The organism is Rhodanobacter sp. L36 (genome assembly GCF_009765755.1).
Lineage (GTDB): Bacteria > Pseudomonadota > Gammaproteobacteria > Xanthomonadales > Rhodanobacteraceae > Rhodanobacter.
Genome location: NZ_LMUV01000011.1, coordinates 1445073 through 1464482 on the forward strand (window position 1 = coordinate 1445073; position 19410 = coordinate 1464482).

General features: G+C 62.4%; 21 protein-coding genes. 8 read left to right on the forward strand and 13 right to left on the reverse strand.

Translation table 11 applies throughout. From position 1 onward, the window contains the following. Positions 1-58 precede the first annotated feature (58 nt). Positions 59-1150: a 3-dehydroquinate synthase gene (gene aroB, locus GSQ73_RS16280; protein WP_158885845.1), complete on the reverse strand. Its 1092-nt coding sequence runs from the start codon at positions 1148-1150 to the stop codon at positions 59-61. Further along, the gene (locus GSQ73_RS16285; RefSeq protein WP_158885847.1) at positions 1147-1704 is read right to left on the reverse strand and encodes a shikimate kinase; all 558 of its coding nucleotides are present in this window, start codon (positions 1702-1704) and stop codon (positions 1147-1149) included. The genes aroB and GSQ73_RS16285 overlap by 4 nt, the downstream gene beginning before the upstream one ends. Positions 1705-1829: 125 nt before the next feature. On the opposite strand from GSQ73_RS16285, the gene GSQ73_RS16290 reads away from it, so the two are divergent. From GSQ73_RS16290 to GSQ73_RS16300, 3 genes are all read left to right on the forward strand, one after another. Next, positions 1830-2684 carry an NAD-dependent epimerase/dehydratase family protein gene (locus GSQ73_RS16290; RefSeq protein WP_158885849.1) on the forward strand — a complete coding sequence of 285 codons (855 nt, stop codon included), beginning with the start codon at positions 1830-1832 and terminating at the stop codon, positions 2682-2684. 71 nt (positions 2685-2755) lie between these two features. Then, entirely contained in the window at positions 2756-3172 is a 417-nt protein-coding gene (locus tag GSQ73_RS16295) for a DUF2007 domain-containing protein (protein WP_158885850.1), read from the forward strand. A gap of 38 nt (positions 3173-3210) precedes the next feature. After that, positions 3211-3555, forward strand: a complete 345-nt coding sequence (locus GSQ73_RS16300) for a YbjQ family protein (protein WP_158885851.1) — start codon at positions 3211-3213, stop codon at positions 3553-3555. Positions 3556-3578: 23 nt separating this feature from the next. On the opposite strand, the gene GSQ73_RS16305 is transcribed toward GSQ73_RS16300, so the two are convergent. Further along, positions 3579-4409: a kinase gene (locus GSQ73_RS16305; protein WP_158885853.1), complete on the reverse strand. Its 831-nt coding sequence runs from the start codon at positions 4407-4409 to the stop codon at positions 3579-3581. A 224-nt stretch (positions 4410-4633) separates the two neighbouring features. Between GSQ73_RS16305 and pdxH the strand changes: the two genes are divergently transcribed. The 3 genes from pdxH to GSQ73_RS16320 are packed head-to-tail and all read left to right on the forward strand — an operon-like array spanning position 4634 to position 6481. Beyond that, entirely contained in the window at positions 4634-5221 is a 588-nt protein-coding gene (gene pdxH / locus GSQ73_RS16310) for a pyridoxamine 5'-phosphate oxidase (RefSeq protein ID WP_254063433.1), read from the forward strand. Next, positions 5218-5658 (forward strand): secondary thiamine-phosphate synthase enzyme YjbQ, encoded by a 441-nt coding sequence (locus tag GSQ73_RS16315; protein WP_158885857.1) that lies wholly within the window; start codon positions 5218-5220, stop codon positions 5656-5658. The genes pdxH and GSQ73_RS16315 overlap by 4 nt, the downstream gene beginning before the upstream one ends. A 19-nt stretch (positions 5659-5677) precedes the next feature. Further along, the gene (locus GSQ73_RS16320; protein WP_158886570.1) at positions 5678-6481 is read left to right on the forward strand and encodes a cobalamin-binding protein; all 804 of its coding nucleotides are present in this window, start codon (positions 5678-5680) and stop codon (positions 6479-6481) included. Positions 6482-6518: 37 nt separating this feature from the next. Here GSQ73_RS16320 and GSQ73_RS16325 read toward each other — a convergent pair whose 3' ends face one another. The 3 genes from GSQ73_RS16325 to proC all read right to left on the reverse strand — a co-directional run bounded on the left by GSQ73_RS16325 (position 6519) and on the right by proC (position 10112). After that, positions 6519-8633 (reverse strand): M13 family metallopeptidase, encoded by a 2115-nt coding sequence (locus tag GSQ73_RS16325; RefSeq protein ID WP_158885859.1) that lies wholly within the window; start codon positions 8631-8633, stop codon positions 6519-6521. 85 nt (positions 8634-8718) lie between these two features. After that, entirely contained in the window at positions 8719-9294 is a 576-nt protein-coding gene (locus GSQ73_RS16330) for a YggT family protein (protein ID WP_158885861.1), read from the reverse strand. Next, a complete protein-coding gene (proC, locus tag GSQ73_RS16335; protein ID WP_158885863.1) occupies positions 9291-10112 on the reverse strand; it encodes a pyrroline-5-carboxylate reductase in 822 nt (273 codons plus the stop codon). The genes GSQ73_RS16330 and proC overlap by 4 nt, the downstream gene beginning before the upstream one ends. A 348-nt stretch (positions 10113-10460) precedes the next feature. On the opposite strand from proC, the gene GSQ73_RS16340 reads away from it, so the two are divergent. Both GSQ73_RS16340 and GSQ73_RS16345 read left to right on the forward strand, forming a co-directional pair. Next, positions 10461-11498 (forward strand): type IV pilus twitching motility protein PilT, encoded by a 1038-nt coding sequence (locus GSQ73_RS16340; protein ID WP_158885865.1) that lies wholly within the window; start codon positions 10461-10463, stop codon positions 11496-11498. A gap of 100 nt (positions 11499-11598) precedes the next feature. Next, complete coding sequence (locus GSQ73_RS16345; protein WP_158885867.1) at positions 11599-12765, forward strand: PilT/PilU family type 4a pilus ATPase; 1167 nt, start codon at positions 11599-11601, stop codon at positions 12763-12765. 67 nt (positions 12766-12832) lie between these two features. Here the strand turns inward: GSQ73_RS16345 and GSQ73_RS16350 are convergent, their stop codons facing one another. The 7 genes from GSQ73_RS16350 to gshB all read right to left on the reverse strand — a co-directional run bounded on the left by GSQ73_RS16350 (position 12833) and on the right by gshB (position 19172). Then, entirely contained in the window at positions 12833-13201 is a 369-nt protein-coding gene (locus GSQ73_RS16350; RefSeq protein ID WP_158886572.1) for a BON domain-containing protein, read from the reverse strand. Positions 13202-13446: 245 nt separating this feature from the next. Beyond that, positions 13447-15237, reverse strand: coding sequence for a hypothetical protein (locus GSQ73_RS16355; RefSeq protein WP_158885869.1), 1791 nt, complete (start codon positions 15235-15237; stop codon positions 13447-13449). Positions 15238-15337: 100 nt separating this feature from the next. Then, on the reverse strand, positions 15338-16264 hold the full coding sequence (locus GSQ73_RS16360) for an aspartate carbamoyltransferase catalytic subunit (protein WP_158885871.1): 927 nt from the start codon (positions 16262-16264) through the stop codon (positions 15338-15340). Between the two features lie 24 nt (positions 16265-16288). Then, positions 16289-16729 carry a Holliday junction resolvase RuvX gene (gene ruvX, locus GSQ73_RS16365; protein WP_158885873.1) on the reverse strand — a complete coding sequence of 147 codons (441 nt, stop codon included), beginning with the start codon at positions 16727-16729 and terminating at the stop codon, positions 16289-16291. Next, on the reverse strand, positions 16726-17295 hold the full coding sequence (locus GSQ73_RS16370; RefSeq protein WP_158885875.1) for a YqgE/AlgH family protein: 570 nt from the start codon (positions 17293-17295) through the stop codon (positions 16726-16728). Before GSQ73_RS16370 ends, ruvX begins: the two co-directional genes overlap by 4 nt. 36 nt (positions 17296-17331) lie before the next feature. Beyond that, a complete protein-coding gene (locus tag GSQ73_RS16375; protein ID WP_158885877.1) occupies positions 17332-18201 on the reverse strand; it encodes an energy transducer TonB in 870 nt (289 codons plus the stop codon). Next, positions 18198-19172, reverse strand: coding sequence for a glutathione synthase (gene gshB, locus GSQ73_RS16380; protein WP_158885879.1), 975 nt, complete (start codon positions 19170-19172; stop codon positions 18198-18200). The genes GSQ73_RS16375 and gshB overlap by 4 nt, the downstream gene beginning before the upstream one ends. Between the last annotated feature and the right edge of the window lie 238 nt (positions 19173-19410).

Genomic DNA, 19410 nt, shown 5'->3' on the forward strand with positions numbered 1-19410 from the left:
CGGCGTGAATCCGGTGCAAGGCCGGATGCAACAGTTTATAGGAGCGGTTGCCATCCGGTTATCCGGCGGTTTGCAGCACCGCGAGCACGTCGGCCTCACCCACGCCAGACACGATCTCGGCCAGCCCTACGCCGCGCCACAGGATCAAGCGCAGCGTGCCGGCGGTGTTCTTCTTGTCGAGCCGCATCAGCGCGAGCAGCTTCTGCGCATCCATGCCGGCGGGAATCGCGACGGGCAGGCCGAGTTTTTCGAGCAGGCGTTGAAGGCGTTGCGTATCGGCGGCCTGGCTCATGCCGAGACGCTCGGACAAGCGTGCGGCAAGCAGCATGCCGATAGCCACGCCTTCGCCGTGCAGCAGCGCAGTGTAACGACCGGCAGTTTCGAGCGCGTGGCCGAAGGTGTGGCCGAGGTTGAGCAAGGCGCGGTCGCCTTGTTCGGTTTCATCGCGGGCGACGACGCCAGCCTTGTAGCGCACCTTGCGCGCGATCGCTTTCATCACGCTGCCGGGATCGCGCGCGGACAATGCGTCGGCGTGTTGTTCCAGCCAGGCGAAAAAAGGTTCGTCGCCGATCGCTGCGCCTTTCACCACTTCGGCGAGACCTGCGCGGAATTCGCGATCGGGGAGCGTGGCCAGCGTGTCGATATCGGCGATCACCGCGCGCGGCTGATGAAAGGCGCCGGCGAGATTCTTTCCGGCGGGAAGGTTCACGCCGGTCTTGCCGCCCACCGACGAATCCACCATCGCCAGCAACGTCGTGGGCATCTGGATGAAATCGATGCCGCGCATCCAGCACGCGGCGCTGAAACCGGCGAGGTCGCCGACCACGCCGCCACCGAGCGCGATGATGCAGGCGTCGCGTGTCGCACCGAGTTCGCCCAGTGCTTCCAGCGCGCGCCCGACGTTGGCGAAACTCTTGTGCGCTTCGCCATCGTCAAGCAGGAACGAGGCCCAGCGCAGGCCGTCCAGGCCTTGCGCGATGCGATCCAGATACAACGGCGCGACCGTGCTGTTGCTTATCACCAGCGCGTGTCGCCCGCGCAGCATCGCGCGCCAACGCGCGTGATCGGCGAGCAAGCCGGAACCGATCCATACCGGATAACTGCGATCGCCCAGCGCGACATCGATGGTCTGTAATGCAAGCGTGTTCATGCGGTCTGCTGCGCGGAGATGGGAGGCTGGCGACGCCAGTGCTGGTCGAGCAACGCGATGCAGCGTTCGCTCGCGGCAGGTACTTGTCCGTGCTCGCCCGGTACGGCGAGATCGGCAAGTTCGCGATACAACGGTTCGCGCACGAGTGCCATCGATTCCAGCCGTTCGCGACGATCGGGAACCGCCAGCAACGGTCGGCGATGGTCGCGTTCGAGACGTTCGAGCTGCTGATCCACGTTGACCTGCAGCCACACCACGAAACCGCGTTCGCGCAGAAGTTGACGATTGCCCTCGGCCAGCACCGCACCGGCGCCCGTCGCCAGCACCACGCCGCCATGCAGGCTGCATTCGTCGAGTACCGAACTCTCACGCTGACGAAAACCGGCCTCGCCTTCGATCTCGAATACCGTGGTTACATCGACGCCGCAATGCCGCTCGATTTCCTGATCCAGATCGACGAACGGCAGGCCATAATGCGCGGCAATGCGGCGCCCCACCGACGTTTTGCCGGCGCCGGTCGGGCCAATGATGAAAAGATTTTGCGACGGGTTCATTGCATGAATGCTAGCAGGGCGACTTCGATGGCTGCGTGGAAGGATGAACATCGCGACGTGGCAACGCTGGCGACATGCATGACTGCCAACATGGAAAATCCGCCCGCTGTGCGGATCACGCCAGCATGAGCGAACAGGTTTTGCTTGCAGGTTGCGGCGACCTCGGCATGCGTGTGGCGGAGCGTTTGATCGCACGCGGCGATGAGGTCTGGGCAATGCGGCGCACACTACCGGCAGCGACGCCAGCGGGAATTCGCTGGATACGTGGCGATCTGACAGAGCCCCAAAGCCTGTGTGATTTGCCGCATGACATCACTCAGGTCGTCTATGCGCCTGCACCGGATCGGCGCGACGAAAACGCATATCGCGTGCTCTTTGTCGACGGCCTGCAACGCCTTCTGCGCGCGCTGGATGTGAGTAAATTGAGTCACGTGCTTTTCGTTTCGTCCAGCGCTGTATACGGCGAACATGGCGATGCGTGGGTCGACGAGGAGACGCCAACATCGCCGCCGGGATTCAACGGTCGCGTGCTGCGTGAGGCCGAACAATGGCTGGATGCGCAAGCGGTGCCGTCGATCATTCTGCGACTGGCCGGCCTTTATGGCCCCGGTCGCCTGCAGCTTCTTGATCGCCTGCGAGAACGTGCTGTCACGGCACCGCGCGAACGGAAACACTGGGCCAATCGCATCCATATCGACGACGCGGCGGCGGCCGTGGTTCATCTGCTTGGCCTGGCGCATCCGTTGCCGCTATATCTGGGCGTGGACAACACGCCGCTGCCGCTCGACGTCCTTTACGATCACCTTGCGGAATTGATCGGCGCGCCCTCCCTCGCCGATGGACCTGCGCCAGTCGGCGTCGGCAGCAAACGATTGAGCAACGCACGATTGCGCGACAGCGGTTTCGTTCCGCGTTGGCCGGATTCGCGCGATGGCTACGCGGCTCTTTTCCGCCAGGAGGATGTGGCGCGATCAGGATGAAGTTTTTGTTATGACACTGCGGTAATTGTTTCGAGGAGTATGCGTTGGATAGCGAGCGCACGGAATTGAGGGTGAGGTTCGGGCAGATGGATGGCGATGAATTGTTGCGTCGTTATCGCTCGGGCGACATGACAACGGTCGCCATGGACGTGGCTGCAGCCGAACTTGCGACACGCGGCCTTTCCACAGAAATGCCATCGGCGTCGCCTGCGACGGAAGAAGTTGTTTCGGATAACGAGGCCACAGGGGATTTGGTATGCCTCACGCGCACGAACTCGCCGGTTCATGCGGAACTTCTGTGCGGCTTGTTGGGGTCCGAAGGTATCCATGCTGTCGCAGCGGACGCGAACCTCGTTCGAGTGAACTCCGTGTGGACCCAGGCGCTCGGCGGTATCCGCGTGATGGTGAGCGAATCCGATGTCGTCCAGGCGCGTGGTGTGCTCGAAGCATTCCGCCGCGGCGACTACGCGCTTTCATCCGACGATTGATCGATCGGGTTGTTTCTACCCACACTCAGGAAAAGCACATGGCCAACAACATTCCCCACAGCCAGGTCAGCACCGGCAACGAACTCGTCGGTTATCGCATCACGCGATCGCTTGGCGTGGTGCGCGGCATCACTGTGCGTTCGCGCAGCGTGATCGGCAATATCGGTGCGGCGTTGCAGACGCTGGTGGGTGGCAACATTTCGATCTATGCGGAGCTATGCGAAAAATCTCGCGAGGATGCGTTCGACCTGATGCTGCAACATGCGGCGGCGCTGGGCGCGAACGCCGTGGTAGCCATGCGTTATGACGCGAACGAGATCGCCGAAGGTGTCACCGAAGTGCTCGCGTACGGCACGGCCGTGCAGGTCGAACCAGCGGCCTGATCATGTTTGTTTGAACAGGCGATTCAGCCGTGACTGAGTCCGGTCACGTGCCTTGCATCGTCGTATTCGACACAGGTATCCGCGAGTGCAGGCAGGGTGGCGAGCGCATGTCGGCTCAATCGCTCGAAATGCGCAAGAAAACGTTCCATGCCTTTCGCATCCATCGCGAGCGGCGCATGGCGCGCGAACAGTTCTTCTTCCTGCTCGCTGCGCCAGCGCTGCACGATGTTCCAGCTTGGCGCCTGCAGCACGATGAGCGCGTCGAACTTGCGCCATAGCGGCTGATAACTGCGCAGTTGCTTGTTGACCCAGTGACGCCAGCTGCCATCGGCATCCTCGGTGCGTTCCAGTTCGTTGACCGGCGTCGCGAGCGCCGCTTGCGACTGCGGACGGATGCCAAGTGCCCAGCCTTCGACGATGACCAGCTTTGGCGGATGGATGATGCGCGGCCAGCGCGAGGGCGGAATGCGCGTGTCGCGTCCCTTGTCGAAGCGCGGATGTGTGACAGGCAATTTGTCCGACGCGTGCGGCAGCGCGGCCAGAACGGACATCATCAGCTCGATTTCATGCGTGCCGGGTACGCCGCGGCTGCGCAACAGCGGGTGCACCTGATGCGCCAGCGCTTCGCGATCGCTGCGCGAGTAGTAGAAGTCGTCCAGCGACAATATTTCGGTCGGCCAGCCGCGCGCTTCGGCCTGCGCTTTCATCACCCGTGCGAGCGTGCTCTTGCCACTGCCCTGCAGACCCGATACGCCGAGGATGTAAGGACGACGCGACCGCGCGATGCGACCGGCATACTGATCCAGCAGATGGCCGGCGAGCGCTTCGTTATGCATGTTGGCCTGAGCTGTCATCAACCACAGACCTCCATTTCTACGCCTCGTTCGCTGGCAAAGATGGGCAAGTGGCGCATGTTCCCTTCACGCGAAGGAGCGCAGCATGAAAGCGCTGTACGCAAGCGCGTGCCGCGCGAACGGTCGCTTCGGGTTGAATGGGCCATTGCACTATCATCGCGTGGATTCATCTGCGCCATGATGGCGCGACTCGGCCACGATGCAAAAGGAAAGTTTCAGACGCCATGCTCAGTTCCGAAATCCTGGATACGTTTCGCAAGTTGCTGGATGAGGCCAAGGCCAGCGGCGATCGCGAACCCACCGCAATGAACCTGGCGACGGTCGATGGTTCTGGCCGCGTGGCTTCGCGCATCGTGCTGCTCAAGGGCGTGGACGAGCGCGGGCTGCGTTTCTTTACCAATTACCAAAGCGACAAGGGCAGCCAGCTGGACGTCCATCCACAGGTGGCGTTGTGCCTGCACTGGAAGCAGTTGCGCGATGGCGTGCAAGTGCGCGCGGAAGGCGCGGCACGCAAACTGCAGGCCGAGGAATCGGACGCCTATTTCGCCACGCGTGCCCGCGGCAGCCAGATTGGTGCATGGGCATCGCTGCAATCGCAAACACTGCCCGACCGCGAAACGTTCGAGCAGCGGCTCGTGCGCTACGAGCATGAATTCGAAGGTCGCGACGTGACGCGCCCGCCCCACTGGGGCGGGTACGTGGTCGAGCCGGATACGCTGGAATTCTGGTACGGCGCGGAATTCCGCTGGCACGAGCGGGTGCGCTGGAATCGACACGGCCAGACCTGGACCAGCCGGCTGCTTTATCCGTGACACGCGCCGCGCCCGTGACGCATGTCGCGCAGGACGGTTTCGCCGTGCACACGCGCGGACGCGGGTTCAGCGACATCACGTTACAAGTGGCCGACGCGGTCGCAGTCAGTCACGTGCAGACGGGCCTTGCGAACATCTTTACGGCGCACACCAGTTGCTCGCTGCTGATCAGCGAGAATGCCGACCCCGCCGTGCGCGACGATCTGGAACGCTGGTTTGCCCGCGCCGTGCCGGATGGAGACAAAATATTCGAGCACGACGCGGAAGGTCCGGACGACATGCCGGCGCATATCCGCTCGATTCTCACCGGCGTCAGCCTTGCCGTGCCGGTGCAAGGTGGCAGGTTGTTGCTGGGAACCTGGCAGGGCATTTATCTGTGGGAACACCGCATCGATCCGCACCAGCGCAAAGTCACGGTGACGGTTGTGGGACATTGAGAGCGTGACCGCTGAAGACGTGCCGGATCATTATCCGCAACGGATCGTCTGCCTGACCGAAGAGCCGACCGAAGTGCTGTACGCGCTCGGTGAAGAGCGTCGCATCGTCGGCATCTCCGGGTTCACGGTTCGGCCACCGCGTGCGCGCAAGGAGAAGCCGAAAGTTTCCGCTTTCACCAGCGCGAAGATCGGCGAGATCCTCAAGCTCGAACCGGATCTGGCGATCGGTTTTTCGGACATCCAGGCCGATATCGCACGCGAGTTGATCAAGTGTGGCGTCGAAGTGTGGATCAGCAATCACCGCAGCGTCGACGGCATCCTCGCGTACATTCGCCGACTCGGCGCCATGGTCGGCGCGCACGAAAAAGCCGAAGCATTTGCCAGGCGCGCGGAACAGCACATCGCGGATATTCGCGCAGCCGCGGCGAAGTTGCCGCGACGCCCTAAAGTGTATTTCGAGGAATGGGACGAGCCGATCATCACCGGCATCCGATGGGTCGCCGAGATCGTCGGCATCGCCGGCGGCGACGATTGTTTTCCCGAATTGTCGTGCGAGCCGCTGGCGAAGCGACGCATCCTTGCCGATGGCGACGAGGTGATCCGGCGCGCGCCGGACATCATCCTCGGCTCATGGTGCGGCAAGCGATTCCGCCCCGAGAAAGTCGCGGCACGCCCCGGTTGGCATGCGATCCCCGCGGTACGCCACGGCGAGCTGCACGAGATCAAGTCGCCGATCATCCTGCAGCCCGGCCCTGCGGCGCTGTTCGACGGGCTCGACGCGATCCATCGCATTGTCATGGCATGGTCGACGCGTCAGCGCTGATCGTTCAAGGCGTGAACGATCAGCGCGTCGAGATGGATTACCAGATATGCGCGCGATTCTTTTCGTCGCGCCACATCGGTTGGCCCGGCTTGATGTCGAACGCCTGGTAGAAATCCGGAATGTTGGACAGCGGTCCGTTGACGCGCCACTTGGCGGGCGCGTGCACATCGCTCAACAGGCCGCGGCGCAGCAGTGCATCCTGCTCCTGGAAAATCCACGACAACGCGTAACCGAGAAAGAAGCGTTGTAGCGGCGTATAGCCCGCGATTTTCTCGCCCTTTTTGTATTGCTCGGTTTTCTTGAACGCATCCAGGCCGATCAGCACGCCGCCAAAATCGGCCATGTTTTCGCCGAGGCTCGCGCGTCCGTTGATGTGCAGGCCGGGCAACGGCTCGTACGCATCGAACTGCTTCACCAGCACGTTTGCGCGTTCGCCGAATTTTTTCGCATCGTCCTTCGTCCACCAGTCGGCGAGGTTGCCCTTCGCATCGAACTGGCGACCTTCGTCGTCGAAGCCGTGAGTGATTTCATGACCGATGGTTGAAGCGGCGGCGTAGCCGTAGATGACGGCGTCGTCCACCTGGTCATCCTTGAAGCCCGGGATGGCGAATTGCGCTGCGGGCAACACGATCTCGTTGTTCGACGGGTTGTAGTAGGCGTTGTATGTCTGCGGCGTCATGCCCCATTCGCTGCGGTCGACCGGCTTGCCGAATTTCGACACCTGATCCTGAAATGCCCAGCGAGCGGCATTCATTTCGTTCTGCGCATACGAGTCGCGGCCGATCTTCAGGGCGGAGTAATCCTTCCACTTGTCGGGGTAGCCGACCTTCTTGGTGACTGCTGCAAGTTTCTCGTGCGCCTTGGCCTTGGTGGTCGCGCTCATCCAGTCCAGCTTGTCGATGCGCTCGCCGTACGCAGTGCGGATCGCTTCCACCAGGTTGTTGTAACGCTGCTTGGTCTGCGCCGGGAAATACTCCTGTACGAAGATACGGCCAAGGATCATGCCGATCGCCTGATTCTCCGCATCGAGCGCGCGCTTCCAGCGCGGACGCTGTTCCTTCTGGCCGGTCAACACGCGACCATAGAAATCGAAGTGCTCATCGTCGATCGCCTTGCCGAGTGTCGGCGCATACGCGTCGACCAGATGCACGCGCAAGTAGTCGCGTAGCACCGGAACCGGCGTCGCGCGTAAAAGTTTTTGCAGGCCGGCGAAAAATTCCGGCTGACCGACGATGACGTAGGGAGCATCCAGCTTCCATGCCTGCAGTCGCTGGTTCCATGCGATGTCCGGGGTGTAGTTGCCGGTCAATTCAGCCGGCGTCATCCTGTTGTAGTTCTTCTGCGGGTCGCGCAGTTCGGCGAGTGGTCGCGATACTTTCGCCAGCGCAGTCTCGAAAGCCATGACCTTGTCGGCGCTTGCGCCGGCCGCGGCATCGTCCTCGCCGAGCAGGGCAAACATCTTATGCAGATGCACGACGTACGCGGTGCGAGCCTTGGAGACGCCGGCTTCGTTGTTGAAGTAGTAATCGCGATCGGGAAGACCCAAGCCATCTTGTTCGAGATAGACGGCCATCACGTCGCTGTGTTTTTCGTCCTGTTGCACGCCCAAACCGAAGAAGACATCGACACCGATCGGTTGCAGCGCAAAGGCCGCATCGAGCGCACTTTTCGCATCGGTCACCGCGTCGATGCGCGCCATTTCGGATTTCAGCGGGGCCAATCCCTGGCGTTCGGCCAAGGCGCTGTCCATGGCTGTGCTCCAGAAATCGCCGATCTTCTGCTCATCGCTGCCGCTCGCGTTCGTGGCCGTGGTGGCGTCTTCGCTGATCTTGCGCAGTTTGCCGTAGAGATCGTCCTGCACCAGCTTGCCGATGCTCCATGAAGCTTCGGAGGCCGGGATGGGATGTGTCTTGAGCCAGGCGCCGTTGGCGTAGCTGAAGAAATCGTCGCCGGGCTTTACCGAGGTGTCGATGTTTGCCGCGACCACGTCGGGCGTCGTCGCCTTCGCCACGCTAGCCGGTGCAACGCTCGTGGTGGGCGCGGCGGTCGATGTCGATGAAGTCGCGGGTGTGCCGCGATCGCATCCGGCCAGGACGGCGATGATCGCGGCGACAAAGAGGCAAATCGGAACGCGGCGTGGCGTGGGTTTCATGGTCGGTTTTCCGAAGGAGACCCCGAGCATGCTAATCGATAGACAGTGGCGCGAAGTCAGCGTTGACCGGTGACTTCCGACAGGTTCAGCCTTGAACGGCGAGCCGTGTGCCGAGGTCGAGCAGCGGCGCGGCGATGAGCAGGCGCGCGAGCAGCAAGACGATCATGACGGCCATTGGCGCAAAGTCGATCTGTCCGGCCACCAGTCGACCGCGCAACGGCCGCATCAAAGGCGCAACCAGCGCATTCGCAAGACGAAGCAACGGCTGTCGCGAGTCGGTCTGCAGCATGCTCAGCAGCGACCATCCGAAAATCAGCACCAGGTAAAACAGCAGGATGAAGTCGAGCAATTCGGCCAGCGACAGCACCAGTAGTCCGAGCACGTGCGGCATGATCCCGATCAACGCAAAAAGCAGCAACCGCTTGAGCAACACCGCCAGCCACGCCAGCAGCAACGCCGTGAGGTTGATGCGTCGCCAGTTCGGCAGCACGCGACGAATCGGCGCAAGCACGGGGTTGGTATAGCGATAGACGAACTGGCTCAGCGGATTGTTGAAATCCGCGCGGCACGCTTCGGCGAGCAGACGCACGAGCAGCAGTGTGACGACGGCATCGAATGCCAGTTCAATCAGCATCGACAGTGCGTTGATCAGGTAACTCACGAGAAAGCATCCAGGCTGGCGGCAAGTTCGGTACCGCGTTGGGTGGCCGCAGCAACCGCGCGGGCGACGATGCGGGGCAGGGCGTCGACGGAGAAACTTTCCAGCGCTGCCTGCGTGGTGCCGTTGGGAGAAGTAACGCGCTGGCGAAGGATCGATGGATCTTCGCCGCTATCCACCAGCATGCGACCCGCACCAAGGCAGGTTTGCGCAGCAAGCGCGCGCGCGATATCGCGCGGCAGGCCTTGTGCGACGGCGGCAGCTTCGAGCGCTTCCACCATCGCGAAGAAATACGCGGGGCCGGAGCCGGACAACGCGGTGACCGTGTCCATCAGGTTTTCGTCATCGACCCAGCGCGTGATGCCGACGGCGTCGAGCATGTGCTGCGCCTGCGCCTTCTGCGCAGGACTGACGCGGCTGTTGGCACACAGCCCGGTGGCGCCTTCGCCGATCAGCGCTGGTGTATTGGGCATGCAGCGCACGATCGGCAGCGGGCCGAACCAGCGTTCGAGTTGATCCAGGCGCACGCCGGCGGCAATCGAGATAAGCAACGGCCGGTTGCGCTGCAGGATGTCGCGTAGCTCGGCGTGGATCGCCGGCATGATCTGCGGTTTCACCGCCAGCAGCAGGATTTCCGCCTCGGCCACGGCGAGCCGGTTTTCGGCATAGCAGGCCACGCCGAATTCGCGGCCGAGCGCGTGGCGCGCTTCGGCCAGTGGTTCGGCGACACTGATGGTGGCGGCAGCGACACCGGTTTTGAGCAGGCCGCCGATCAGACTTCGTGCCATGTTGCCGCCGCCGATGAAGGCAAGTCGTGTCATGCAGAGTTCCTCGGCCAATCCAGGTCGATACCTTACTGGAGTGGACGCCGCGGGAGCGAAGACGTTGGCAAGATCGGCATGCGCCCAGCGGCGAACGATGCCCGATTCACGATTTGGCGCACATCCTCGCAAACCGGCGCGAGAGTTTGCGCGAGGCGGGCGAAAAATACTGGCCGCACAGCCTGTTGCGCGAGTAGTATCGACCCGGTCGCAGGGGGATTCGGGTCATTCGTTTCACGGGTTTCATCGCCATCGCGCCATGCGCGGAGCGACGAGCCGGGGCGAAGACCATCCGCCTGCCGTGTCTTCCACAAAAGTCATCCGGACGATCGGTTAGGGGAACCACAGATGGATATTGCCGAACTGCTTGCCTTCTCGGTAAAGAACAAGGCGTCGGACTTGCACCTGTCCGCAGGCCTGCCGCCGATGATCCGCGTCGATGGCGACGTACGTCGCATCAACATCCCGGCGCTGGAACACAAGCAGGTGCACTCGCTGATCTACGACATCATGTCGGACAAGCAGCGCCGCGATTACGAAGAATTCTACGAAACCGACTTCTCGTTCGAGATTCCCGGCCTGGCTCGTTTCCGCGTCAATGCGTTCAACCAGAACCGCGGTGCCGGCGCGGTGTTTCGTACCATTCCGTCCGAAGTGCTGACGCTGGAAGACCTGGCCTGTCCGCGCATCTTCAAGGAGCTGATCGAGCAGCCGCAGGGTTTGATCCTGGTGACCGGCCCGACCGGTTCGGGCAAATCCACCACGCTGGCGGCGATGGTCGACCACATCAACAAGAACGAATACGGGCACATGCTCACGATCGAGGACCCGATCGAATTCGTGCATACCTCGCAGAAGTGCCTGGTCAACCAGCGCGAAATCCATCGCGACACCCACGGCTTCAACGAAGCATTGCGATCGGCCCTGCGCGAGGATCCCGACTACATCCTGGTCGGCGAGTTGCGCGATCTCGAAACGATTCGCCTGGCGCTGACCGCGGCGGAAACCGGCCACCTTGTTTTCGCCACCGTGCACACGAGTTCGGCGGCGAAGACGATCGATCGCATCATCGACGTGTTCCCCGCCGGCGAAAAACCGATGGTGCGCTCGATGCTTTCCGAATCGCTGCGCGCGGTCATTTCACAGTCGCTGCTCAAGAAAGTGGGCGGCGGCCGCGTGGCGGCACACGAGATCATGGTCGGCATTCCGGCTATCCGTAACCTGATCCGCGAAGACAAGGTCGCGCAGATGTACTCGTCGATCCAGACCGGCCAGCAGTTCGGCATGCAGACACTGGATCAGTGCCTGCAGGATCTGGTCAAGCGCGGACTGGTGACGCGGCAGGAAGCGTCGACGTATGCCAAGAACAAGGATGTCTTCAAGTAAGGAACGAGGCGTGCGGAAACGATGACGCAACCTATGTGGCGCATCGTTTCTCTCATCTCATTCCACGACTCCCGTTTCCTGTCTTCCGGAGAGATTCGCCATGAGCGATTTCGACTTCACCTCGTTCCTCAAGTTGATGGTGCACAAGAAGGCATCTGACCTTTTCATCACCGCCGGCGTCGCGCCGTCGATGAAAGTGCAGGGGCGCATTGTGCCGATCACGCAGAGTCCGCTCAGCGTGCAGCAGGCGCGCGACATGGTGCTCAACGTGATGACACCGGGCCAGCGCGAGGAGTTTGAAAAAACCCACGAGTGCCAGTTCGCGATTTCCGCGCAAGGTGTCGGCCGTTTCCGCGTGTCGTGCTTCTACCAGCGCAACTGCGTCGGCATGGTGCTGCGCCGGATCGAATCAAAGATTCCCACGGTGGAAGAACTGAGCCTGCCGCCGGTGCTCAAGCAACTGGCGATGACCAAGCGCGGCATTATCGTGTTCGTGGGCGCGACCGGTTCGGGCAAATCCACGTCGCTGGCGGCCATGATCGGCTACCGCAACATGAACTCGACCGGGCACATCATCACGATCGAGGATCCGATCGAGTACGTGCACAAGCACGAAGGCTGCATCATCACGCAGCGCGAAGTTGGCATCGACACCGACAGCTGGGATAACGCGCTGAAGAACACGCTGCGCCAGGCGCCGGATGTGATCATGATCGGCGAAGTGCGTACGCGCGAAGGGATGGATCACGCCATCGCGTTCGCCGAAACCGGCCATCTTGTGCTGTGTACGCTGCACGCGAACAACGCCAACCAGGCGATGGACCGCATCCTGCATTTCTTCCCGGAAGACCGTCGCATGCAACTGCTGATGGATCTTTCCCTGAACCTGAAAGGCATCGTGGCGCAGATGCTCATCCCGACACCGGACGGCAAGGCGCGTCGGGTGGCGGTGGAAGTGCTGCTGGGTACGCCGCTGGTGCAGGACTACATCCGTCAGGGTGAAATCCACAAGCTCAAGGAAGTGATGAAGGAGTCGACGCTGCTCGGCATGAAGACCTTCGATCAGGCGTTGGTCGAGCTGTATCACGCCGGTGAAATAAGCTACGAGGACGCGCTGCGCCACGCCGACAGTTCCAACGAAGTGCGCCTGCGCATCAAGCTCGCGCAAGGCGGCGATGCACACACCTTGTCGCAGGGACTGGATGGCGTGGAGCTGGAAGAAACCCGCGACGCGAGCCACTTCGGCGGCAACATGCTCCACCGTTGAGTACCCGTCGGACATCAAGAAAAAGGAGCCCGACGGGCTCCTTTTTCGTTACGGCGTTTTCGAAAGCTTACTGAGCGGGGCTGACCGTCAGGCCGCTGGCGTCGACACTCGTCACGCCCTTCACGCGCTTGGCAACGCGTTCCGCACGCATCTTTTCCTTGCCCGTCGCCACTGTGCCTGACAACGACACGACGCCACCATCGGTAGTCACCGAAATGTCGGTGGCCTTGATGCCTTTGGTGGTGGTGAATTCGGATTTCACCTTGGTGGTGATCCAGGCATCGGCAGCCTTGTCCGGCACCGTTTTATTATCCGACGACTTCTGCATGGAGCCGCCGGCATCCTGTGCGGCGACCTGGGCGATCGGCGCTGCAGCAAAGGCGACCATTAGGCCGGCGGCGAACAAACTGTTGCGGATCATCGAATGGTTACGCATAGCATTCTCCTCATGGATAAAGGTCTGCCCCAGAAGGCAGCCGGTTACCGTGGTTGCCGGTTTCCGTGGCGCCATAGCACCAGTCGCTCCGTGAATATGGCGTGGCGATTGCGACTTCGATTCAGACACCGATCACGCATGCGAAGAAGCCGTCATTGCAATGTTGGTAAGGCGTTGAATGACTTTTCTGAGGCCATGAAAAAGCCGGGGCGCCGTGGGCACCCCGGCTTCGTTTTCATCACGACTTATTTCAGAACGGTCTGGCTGGTAACGACCATGCCATCGTCGCCCACATGCATTTCAACATCGATGCTGTCGACGCGTTCGGCCTGCGTTTTCATGGCTGCGAATTGCGCCTTGGAGCGCGCGGCATTGGCGGCTGCGGTCTGGCCGGCGTCGTCCGTGCTGTCGCCATCGATGGAAGGCTCGTCGCTCTTGCTCATCGCTGCGCTGGCGGCGGCGAGACTGTCGACTTTCTGCTCCATCAATTGCAGCCAGTTGAGATACATGGCGCCGCTGAGATGCATGCGGGTCATGTGACCAGCATCACCACCGGCCTCCTTGAGCGTGTCGCCGATTTTCGCGTCTTCGCCCGCGCCCACGCCCAACGCGAGGGCCTTGGCACCCATCGCTACCCAAGCCGGCTGGCCGAGCATCGCGGTCATGTCCTGTGGCAGTGCGAGCGGCTTGCCATCGTTGGAGATTTTCAGTTGTGCCAGCGCCGGCACCATCATCTGACCCATCGCCAGCAGGCCGGTCGGGTTGTTGGTGGCGAGCACGATGCGACCGCTGAATGTCGGCAACGTGCTGCCGGGCGCAGAAGCCAATGTATCCAGTGCAATGCGTACGCCCAGCAGATCGCCGAACGGAGGAATGGCCGCTTTTTGCGTCGCCGGACCCAGCTTGGCGAAGCCGTCGTTGAGATCGGTCAGCGCGGGGCAGGTGAATGGCTTGGCAGCCACCGCATCGGCCTGCGCAGACCAGAACGTGCGCAGCTGGGCTACCGGCAACGCGATGCTCAGATCGAACGGCGACGAGTTTGTGCTGCCGAGTCCGGGCAGATCGACTTTCAGGCCCGAGAACGCCTTGGCGATGTCATCGGCAAGCGCGATATCGAAGCGCCCGTCCTGATGTTTCGCGTCCAGCTTGGTGTAGCCAAAGCTCATCGAGGGCACGCGTGCCGCAATGCGCGCGGCTTCGGCGGCGCAGCTGGGCGAGGTCTGCAACTGGTTAGCCACCGGCTCGCCGGTCTTTGCCGATTCGGCCTGTGCGCGAGCCTTGTGCAAGGCGCTCAGCAACGGATCATTGCCGCTCAGTGCGAGTGGAAGAATGCGATTCAACTCGACATCGCCAACCACCCATTTCTGATAACCCTTGGCCGTGGCCAGCGTTGCCAGACGACCATCGTCCTGGAGATTCTTCTCGGGACGATCCAGTCCCAGCGCCTGACGAAGCAGCGACTCGGACGCATCGGCAGGGAGCAGCGTGGCAACAGCCTGCTTGCCGACCGTGGCAAGAATCACCTGCGTACCGGACGCGGCGGAAACAAATTTGCGGTAGCTCTGATCGCCGACCTTTGCGATGTCGAGCTTCTTGCCGTAGGCGGTTTCGAGGCGACCAATGAAGCCTTCGAAGGCTGTCGGATCGCTCAGCTGGAAACGGACCACCGGCGACAGGCCCATACCGTAGAACGCGGAATAACCCTTGAGATCGAGTCCGGCATTCTGTGCGAAAGCTTCGACCGTCTTGCCGTTGAATTCGGCGGCCAGGGCATGCAGCAGGCGTGCGCCATCGGCATCTTTCTTGGCCAGCTGATCGGCCGCTGCATTGATCTGCGCGACTTCGGAGGGCAACTGCGAATTGGCCTGATCCAGCATGGCCTTGCGGGTGTCGTCGTCCAGTATGTCGAGATTGGCGATGACGTACGGCGTGTCGGCCGGTACGAAAGCCAGTGGTGCATCCTTGTCCTTGTGCCCGCAAGCCACCAGCATGACGCCGGCGAAGCCCAGCGCGAAATACCGCGTTGTCGATCGCATGATGATCCCCGATAAATGTGAGTGTTACCGGCGCATTATGCCCGTTTTGGCCTGTGCTGCATTGCGCCAGAAGTTCTATAACCAGTAGCGAGCGCGCATTTCAGCGGGCCAGCACCTCGTTCAGCACAGCCATGCGCACGAACACGCCATTGCCTACCTGTTCGAGGATGCGCGATTGCGCGCCATCGGCCACGGCCGAAGCGATCTCGATGCCGCGGTTGATCGGCCCCGGGTGCATCACCAGGCAGCCTTTGGCCGCGAGACCGAGGCGGCGCGGGTCCAGGCCGAAATGGGTGAAATACGCCGCTTCGTCAGGCAGGTCGGTCGACGCCATGCGCTCTTTCTGAAGGCGCAGCGTGATCACGGCATCGACGCCGGCGATCGCTTTGTCGAAGTCGTCGTAACGGACGCAGTGAGGGAATTCGTCGGATGCGGGCATCAACGCGGCCGGTCCGCACAGGCGAATCTGCCCTGCGCCGAGCGCGGTCAGCGCCTGGATGTCCGAGCGCGCCACGCGCGAATGCCTGATGTCGCCGCAGATCACCACGCTGAGGTTTTCGAAGTCCGGCCGATGCTGGCGGATTGTCAGCACATCCAGCAGACCTTGCGTGGGATGCGCGCGATTGCCGTCGCCAGCATTGATGACCGACACGCCACTCATCGCGTGCCGCACCAGTTCGTCCGGCGTGCCGGACTGCTTGTGCCGCACGACGATCGCGTCTAGGTGCATGGCTTCGAGCGTGTGCAGCGTGTCGAACAATTCCTCACCCTTGCTGGTGGAGGAAAACCCAATGTCGAAATTGACCACGTCCGCACCGAGGCGTCGCGCGGCCAGCTCGAACGAGGTGCGCGTTCGCGTGGATGGTTCGAAAAACAGGTTGAGCACGGTGCGCCCGGCAAGCACGTCGAGTTTGCGGGTGCCGTGGGCGCAGGCGTCGCGCAGCGATTCCGCGCGGTCGAGCAGTCGCTCGATAGTGGCGCGCGGAAGATTTTCCAAAGTCGTGAGGTGGCGCAGGCGTGGGCTCATGGCGACAAGTCCGGAAGAAATATTTCAGAGGTCGGCGGGGGCAGGCGCCTTGCCGTTCAACCATCGCTCGACGATGACGGCCGCAGCTTCCGCGTCGATGGCGATGGCGTCACTGCGACGTTTGAGTCCGGCTGCGCGCGCGGCCGCGAATCGTTGCGCGGCTTCCTGCGAGCTATGCCTTTCGTCGACCAGCACGACCGGCAGATCGTAGCGTTGGCGCAGTTGCTCGGCGAAGCGACGCGCGTGGCGGCTCGCGGGCTGCTCGCCGCCATCGAGCGCAAGCGGAAGGCCGACCACGAGGGTTTCGGGCAACCATTCCTTGCGCAAACCATCCAGCCGTTGCCAGTCCGGTTCGCCATCGCGCACCGTCACCGTCGTGAGGCCGCGCGCACTCGCGGTGAACGAATTGCCGACGGCCACGCCGGTCAGGCGACTGCCGACATCGAAACCCAGCACGCAACTCATGCGTGACCTGCGTAGCCGGACAATTGGCGCGGGTCGACGCCGACCAGCCCCGCGGCGGCACTCCAGCGATCTTCCAGCGGCGTGTCGAAAACGACCCGGCTGGATGCCTCGGTGGTCAGCCAGGCGTTGTTCATTAGTTCCTGCTCCAGCTGCCCGGCATCCCAGCCGGCATAGCCAAGCACCATGATGGATTGGCTTGGCCCGTCGCCGGCGGCGAGGGCAACGAGGATGTCGCGCGAAGTGGTGACCGACCACTCGCTGTTTATCCGGTAGCTCGATTCCCATGCACCGGGTTCGCGATGCAACACAAATCCGCGTTCTTGTTGCACCGGGCCGCCAATCAGCACGGGCGCATCGGCCAGTTCGATGTCGGTGCAGTCGAGCTTCATCTGCGCCAGCACGTCGCCAAACCGATATTCGGAAAGCTGGTTGACCAGCAGGCCGACCGCGCCGTCTTCGTCGTGCTGGCAGAGCAGGGCGACGCCGCGGGAAAACGGCGGCTGCGCCTGATTCGGCATCGCGATCAGGAAATACCCGGTGAGCGTCGATGGTTGCATCACAGTCATGCGGGCATTGTAAGCGCTGCGTGCGAGCCGCGTCGTTCAGCGCGTCTGCAACACGTTGTCGGGTTGAAACTGCCAGGTGCGCGTGATGTTGAGTTCGTCCACGTGCTCGCCGCTTTGCGGCGCCGGGGGGAAAGGCGCGGCCAGGCGGACGATGCGCTCGGCGGCGGCATCCAGCACATGCTGGCCGGAACTCTGGATCACCTCGATGCTCTTGATGCTGCCATCCAGCCGGAGCACGACGGTGAGCAGCACGTCGCCATGCAATCCGCGGCTGCGTGCTTCCTCGGGATAGTTGAGGTTGCCCACGCGTTCGATGCGATCGGTCCAGCCGCGCATGTATGCGGCGAAGGCGTATTCCTTCGTACTTGCGGTGAGGTACTTCACCTTCGGGCGCTTGGCGTAGCTCTCTTTCTTATTGCGCAATTCCGCCGCCAGTTGCGCGATGGCCTGCTGCTGGTGCAGTTCTTCGGCGGTAGCCAGCTGCTCCTGCGGATCGACCTGGCTTTGTGCGGTGTCGCTGGCCACCGTGAGGTTGCTGCTGCCGCTCGTCGTGACCATGCGCGCGGGCGTGGCGTCGCGCGGTTGAGGCGTCGACGCCTCCACCACCTGCGGCGCGGTGCCTGGATCCGGCCGTGGCAACGCGCCGGAGAACACCTGCGATGGCCGCGCGACCTGGTCGCTCTGGCCGCCGCCGGTGTTGTTGGCTTGCGCGAGGAAATCCGCCTTGTCCGGTGCTTCCTGGTTGGCCACGTTCACCAGCGTCACGTCCAGTGTCGGCAGGCTGGGCCGGGGCTTCACGAAATGGAAGGTGATGCCGAGCAGCAACACGCCGTGCAGCAACAGCGAAAACAGCAACGTCGCGCCGATCGGTTCCGGCGTGGGTGGAGCAGTAGCGGTGGCGCTCACGCGTTGCGTTTTCCGATGGCGTGTTCGATGACGTCGAACAACTGGCCGGCAATGTTAAGCCCGAACTGCGCATCGAGTTCGCGGATGCATGTCGGGGATGTGACGTTGATCTCGGTCAGGTAGTCGCCGATCACGTCGAGCCCGACGAAGAGCAATCCGCGGCGGCGAAGTTCGGGCGCAACCTGAGCCACGATCCAGCGGTCGCGATCGGACAGCGGCACGCCTTCACCACGTCCGCCGGCAGCCAGGTTGCCGCGGAATTCGTTGCCTTGCGGGATGCGCGCGAGCGCGTACGGCACGGGCTCGCCATCGATCACCAGGATGCGTTTGTCGCCGGCGGTGATTTCCGGAATGTATTTCTGCGCGATCGCCAGCTGGCGGCCTTGTCCGTGCGAGTCGCCGGCGAGCAAGGTTTCCAGCATCGAATTGAGATTGCTGTCGCCCGCCTTGACCCGAAAGATTCCGCGGCCGCCCATGCCGTCGAGCGGCTTCAACACGACCTCACCGTGTTCCGCGGCGAAGCGACGCAGTTCGCCGGCATCGCGCGCCACCATGGTGGGCGCGATGCACTGGGGAAACGCCAGCGCGAAAAGTTTTTCGTTGCAGTCGCGCAACGACCGTGGGTCGTTCACCACCGTCACGCCTTCGTGCTGCGCGACTTCCAGCACCATGGTGTCGTAGATGAACTGCGCGTCGACCGGTGGATCCTTGCGCATCAGCACCACGTCGAGCTCGCGCAGATCGCGCCACCGAGGCGTGTTCAGCGTGAACCAGCGCTGCGCATCCTCGCGCACTTCCAGCGTGGCGATGCGCGCCCACGGCGCCCCATCGCGCAAGGCGAGGTCGCCCTGTTCGAAGTAGTGCAGCGAATGGCCGCGACGTTGCGCTTCGAGCAGCATGGCGAAGCTGCTGTCCTTGGCAATCTTGATGGCGCCGATGGGATCCATCAGCACGGCGACCGAGAGGGTCATGGTGATTCTCCGTTGAAGCCTTGGCGTGGGTATTCCACATCATCAGGCGGACATATCAATGGTGGATGGTGGCCGAGTCGATCGCCTTGCCACAAGCGACATGTGCGTTCGCTGTCGCGTGTGGCGTGATGGTGCCAATATGGGTCACCTTGTGCGCTGTTCGACAGTTGCACATGGCGTGCGGGTCATTATTGCTTGACAGTTTTGGCGGGCAGGCGGTAAACAACAATGCTTCGGA

Coding starts and splice junctions, on each gene's coding strand:
- aroB (WP_158885845.1), bottom strand. CDS start 1,150: ATGAACACGCTTGCATTACAGACCATCGATGTCGCGCTGGGCGATCGC.
- GSQ73_RS16285 (WP_158885847.1), bottom strand. CDS start 1,704: ATGAACCCGTCGCAAAATCTTTTCATCATTGGCCCGACCGGCGCCGGC.
- GSQ73_RS16290 (WP_158885849.1), top strand. CDS start 1,830: ATGAGCGAACAGGTTTTGCTTGCAGGTTGCGGCGACCTCGGCATGCGT.
- GSQ73_RS16300 (WP_158885851.1), top strand. CDS start 3,211: ATGGCCAACAACATTCCCCACAGCCAGGTCAGCACCGGCAACGAACTC.
- GSQ73_RS16305 (WP_158885853.1), bottom strand. CDS start 4,409: ATGACAGCTCAGGCCAACATGCATAACGAAGCGCTCGCCGGCCATCTG.
- pdxH (WP_254063433.1), top strand. CDS start 4,634: ATGCTCAGTTCCGAAATCCTGGATACGTTTCGCAAGTTGCTGGATGAG.
- GSQ73_RS16325 (WP_158885859.1), bottom strand. CDS start 8,633: ATGAAACCCACGCCACGCCGCGTTCCGATTTGCCTCTTTGTCGCCGCG.
- proC (WP_158885863.1), bottom strand. CDS start 10,112: ATGACACGACTTGCCTTCATCGGCGGCGGCAACATGGCACGAAGTCTG.
- GSQ73_RS16340 (WP_158885865.1), top strand. CDS start 10,461: ATGGATATTGCCGAACTGCTTGCCTTCTCGGTAAAGAACAAGGCGTCG.
- GSQ73_RS16345 (WP_158885867.1), top strand. CDS start 11,599: ATGAGCGATTTCGACTTCACCTCGTTCCTCAAGTTGATGGTGCACAAG.
- GSQ73_RS16350 (WP_158886572.1), bottom strand. CDS start 13,201: ATGCGTAACCATTCGATGATCCGCAACAGTTTGTTCGCCGCCGGCCTA.
- GSQ73_RS16355 (WP_158885869.1), bottom strand. CDS start 15,237: ATGCGATCGACAACGCGGTATTTCGCGCTGGGCTTCGCCGGCGTCATG.
- GSQ73_RS16360 (WP_158885871.1), bottom strand. CDS start 16,264: ATGAGCCCACGCCTGCGCCACCTCACGACTTTGGAAAATCTTCCGCGC.
- ruvX (WP_158885873.1), bottom strand. CDS start 16,729: ATGAGTTGCGTGCTGGGTTTCGATGTCGGCAGTCGCCTGACCGGCGTG.
- GSQ73_RS16370 (WP_158885875.1), bottom strand. CDS start 17,295: ATGACTGTGATGCAACCATCGACGCTCACCGGGTATTTCCTGATCGCG.
- gshB (WP_158885879.1), bottom strand. CDS start 19,172: ATGACCCTCTCGGTCGCCGTGCTGATGGATCCCATCGGCGCCATCAAG.